This is a genomic window from Asaia sp. SF2.1, assembly GCF_000505765.1.
Classification (GTDB): domain Bacteria; phylum Pseudomonadota; class Alphaproteobacteria; order Acetobacterales; family Acetobacteraceae; genus Asaia; species Asaia bogorensis.
In genome coordinates this window covers 6,196-9,536 of the sequence record NZ_AYXS01000048.1, presented here as the reverse complement: position 1 = coordinate 9,536, position 3,341 = coordinate 6,196, and the positions used below count along the sequence as shown (strand labels likewise).

3 protein-coding genes are annotated in these 3,341 nt (G+C 58.9%); 2 read left to right on the top strand and 1 reads right to left on the bottom strand.

Going from position 1 to position 3,341, the window contains the following annotated elements:
- Positions 1-105: 105 nt before the first annotated feature.
- On the top strand, positions 106-1,140 hold the full coding sequence (locus tag P792_RS32935; RefSeq protein ID WP_023979614.1) for an isopenicillin N synthase family oxygenase: 1,035 nt from the start codon (positions 106-108) through the stop codon (positions 1,138-1,140).
- On the top strand, positions 1,137-1,871 hold the full coding sequence (locus P792_RS32930; protein WP_031241378.1) for a class II aldolase/adducin family protein: 735 nt from the start codon (positions 1,137-1,139) through the stop codon (positions 1,869-1,871). Before P792_RS32935 ends, P792_RS32930 begins: the two co-directional genes overlap by 4 nt.
- A 210-nt stretch (positions 1,872-2,081) precedes the next feature.
- Here the strand turns inward: P792_RS32930 and P792_RS39140 are convergent.
- Positions 2,082-3,341: TonB-dependent receptor domain-containing protein (locus P792_RS39140; RefSeq protein WP_035440651.1), on the bottom strand; the 1,260-nt coding region annotated here is incomplete at its 5' end.

Below are 3,341 nucleotides of genomic sequence, written 5' to 3'. Positions count from 1 at the left end.
CCGATCTGCCCTTTGCCGACCGCCATGCCATGAATGACTGGCTCAGGCAGGATCAGGTCAGATCCTTTGCGGGGTGCTTCCCCGCCTCAGCAGGAGAGTCCTGACATGACAGAAGAGACGTTCACGTCCATTCCGGTGATCGACATTGCCGGGCTGTATTCGGCGGACAAGACCGATCGTCAGAAAGTGGCGGCGACGCTGCACGAAGCGGCCAGCAGGATCGGGTTTTTCTATATTGCTGGTCATCGCGTCGCGCCCGAACTCATCACCGATCTGCGCCAGGCCGCGAAGGATTTCTTCTCCCAGCCTTTTGAGGAGAAGATGAAGCGCTATATCGGCAGTTCCGCCTCGCATAAGGGTTTCGTTCCGGAAGGGGAGGAAATCTACAATAAATCCCGACCCGACCATAAGGAAGCCTTCGATATCGGCTTTGAAGTTCCTGCCGATCATCCTCTGGTTCAGGCTGGAACGCCGCTACTCGGTCCTAATGACTGGCCTGACATCCCCCTGTTCCGCGAGCGGGCAAGCGCCTATTACAAGGCCGTTTTCGAGTTGGGGCGCGTGTTGTTTCGTGGTTTCGCCCTCGCTCTGGGGCTCGATGAACATAGTTTCGACGATGTGGCGCAGTTCCCTCCCTCGAAACTGCGCATGATCCATTATCCTTTCGATGGCGAGGCCCATGACGCACCGGGCATTGGCGCGCATACCGATTATGAGTGCTTTACCATCCTGCTGGCCGACCAGCCGGGTCTGGAAGTGTTGAACGGCAAGGGTGAGTGGATCGACGCACCGCCCATTCCGGGGAGTTTCGTGGTCAATATCGGCGATATGCTCGAAATGATGACGGCGGGGGCTTTTGTCGCCACCGCCCATCGCGTGCGCAGCGTGCAGGAGGAACGCTATTCCTTCCCGCTCTTCTACGCCTGCGATTATCATCACGAAATCCGCCCCCTCCCCGCTTTCGAGAAGGGCGACACCGCCTATGAGGCCGTGAAAATCGGCGATCACATGTGGGCGCAGGCCATGCAGACCTATTCCTACCTCATCGCCAAACGCGAGCGGGGTGAAATTGCCTTGCCTGAGGGAACACGACGCACCAATACATTCGGGCATTTCAGCAAGACGGGAGTGACCGCATGACCGCCCTGACCGAAAAGGAATTGCGCGAGGAACTGGCCGCCGCCTATCGGCTCTACGCGCATTTTGGTCTGACCGACATGGTTTACACCCATCTCTCCGTGCGTCTGCCCGGAGAGGGGCATCGCTTTCTGGTCAATCCCTATGGGCTGCTTTTCGAGGAGATCACGGCGAGCTCGCTCGTAGTGGTGGATTCAGAAGGGCACCCCCAGCAGGAGACGAGCTGGCCGGTCAATCCGGCGGGCTTCGTGATCCATTCCGCCGTGCACCGGGCCCATCCCGAGGCAGACTGCGTGATGCACAGCCACACGCTCGCGGGCATGGCCATTGCCGCGCAGGAGGAGGGTATCCTGCCCCTGAATCAGATCAATATGGAGTTCTACGGGCGCATCGGCTTTCACCCCTATGAGGGCATTGCGGCAGACGACAATCTGAGCGAACGCGAGCGTCTGGTGCGCGATCTGGGCGACCATATGGGGCTGATTCTGCAAAATCACGGCCTACTGACCATTGGAAGCACCGTGGCTCAGGCCTTTTACCGCATGTATTATCTAGAACAGGCCTGCCGCGTGCAGTTGGCCGCGCAATCGACCGGGGCCAGACTGCATTGCCCGAGCGAGGCCGAGGTGCTGCGCGCGCGCCAGCAATTCGAGACAGACCCCGATCAGGGCCAGATGATCTGGAAGGCCCTGCGCCGCAAGCTGGATCGTGAGCAACCGGATTACAAGAACTGAGCCAGGGAACGCGCCCTTTGCAGGGCATGAGGCAACCGCTCGGAAATTAGTCGCCCTCACAAGACGCCCATCCGGAAGCCCATTCCATGGGGCGCTTCCCATGGCTCTTATCCGGGCCGTGCATCCGGAGCCTGAGAGCGGCCGAGAACGTAAAAAACCCTCCGGGCCGCGAAGCCCGGAGGGTTTTTTCATGTCAGACGAACGAGAGGATCAGAGAACGACCTTCACGCCGAACTGGAAGGAGCGAAGAACGACACCGTTCTGGGTCCAGGAAGAGTTGTAGAGGTAACCGCCATAGGTGCCGAAATCGTAAGGCGATTTGAAGCCAAGCAGGTTGTAGACGTTGGCATAGGCGCTCCAGCGGCGGTTGAACTGATAGTTCACCGTCAGATCGACATCCCAGAAGCCTTTGACCTTGCACTGTCCCTGAGGGACGAAACTGCTGGAGGTCAGGGCATCGGCGCAGTTGCCCGCCGTGCCCGAACCTGTCTGGTCTTCTGCCGTCGTACGATAGCCGCTGGTATAATAGACCGTCGGCGTCACCGCCAGCTTGCGCCATGACAGTGTGTTGGACCAGTTGGCACGCCAGCGCGGCGTTCCCGATGCCGAAACGGCACCGTAAGGGCCGAGCGTTCCGGCATAGCGATAGACCGAGCCATCAGGATTGGTCAGGTTCATGCGACGCACGAAGGTCGCTGTGCCCTTGCTGTACCAGTGCACTTCTCGGAAAACGCCGGGAAGCTGGGTATTGGCCTCGAAAGACAGATCGAAACCATCCGTCACGAGCTTGTTCGTGTTCACATAGCCAAGATTGATGATGCCCGGACGCAGCTGGCCGCTCGGGTTCTGCGGATCGGCAATATCCGGCGTAACCGTCACGCCCGTCGGCAGGGCTTCGCCTGCGAGATAGGCGTTGGCCACGTTGGTGGTGCCCACCGGGTTAGGCGCAATGTAGTGGTTTTTGCGGATATAATAGTAATCCGCCATCAGGGTCAGCCAGCGGGTCGGACGGAAGATCGGACCACCCGAGAAATTGGTCGAGGTCTCAGGACGCAGGTTCGGGTTACCGGCCGTGTTCGAGCCAATATAGTAATTCTGAGCGTAGTTGTTGGGCGTACCGTTGGCGTTCAGATGCTGGCTGATGAAGTTGGCATTGTTGGGTGTGTAGGTGGTGTAGCCCACATTCGACCCGCCTGTTTCAGCAAAGCTGGGAACGCGGAAGCCCTTCTGAAACGTGCCACGCAGGGTCAGCTTTTCGGTCGGCTTGAACTGCACACCGAATTTCGGCGAGAAGTGGCTGAAGCCTTCTGAATAATGATCGTAACGGCCCGAGGCATCGGCGCTCAGCATCTTAACGATCGGCGCCTCAGCCTGGAAAAAACCTGACTCGACCCAACGACTGCCCTGAGCGTTCACCGGGTTGATATAGCTGGTGTACTGGTTGGCCGGATTGGCCGTATCAAGCGGGTT

Excerpts from the sequence above, each read along its gene's own strand:
- P792_RS32935 (WP_023979614.1), top strand. The coding sequence starts at position 106 with ATGACAGAAGAGACGTTCACGTCCATTCCGGTGATCGACATTGCCGGG.
- P792_RS32930 (WP_031241378.1), top strand. The coding sequence starts at position 1,137 with ATGACCGCCCTGACCGAAAAGGAATTGCGCGAGGAACTGGCCGCCGCC.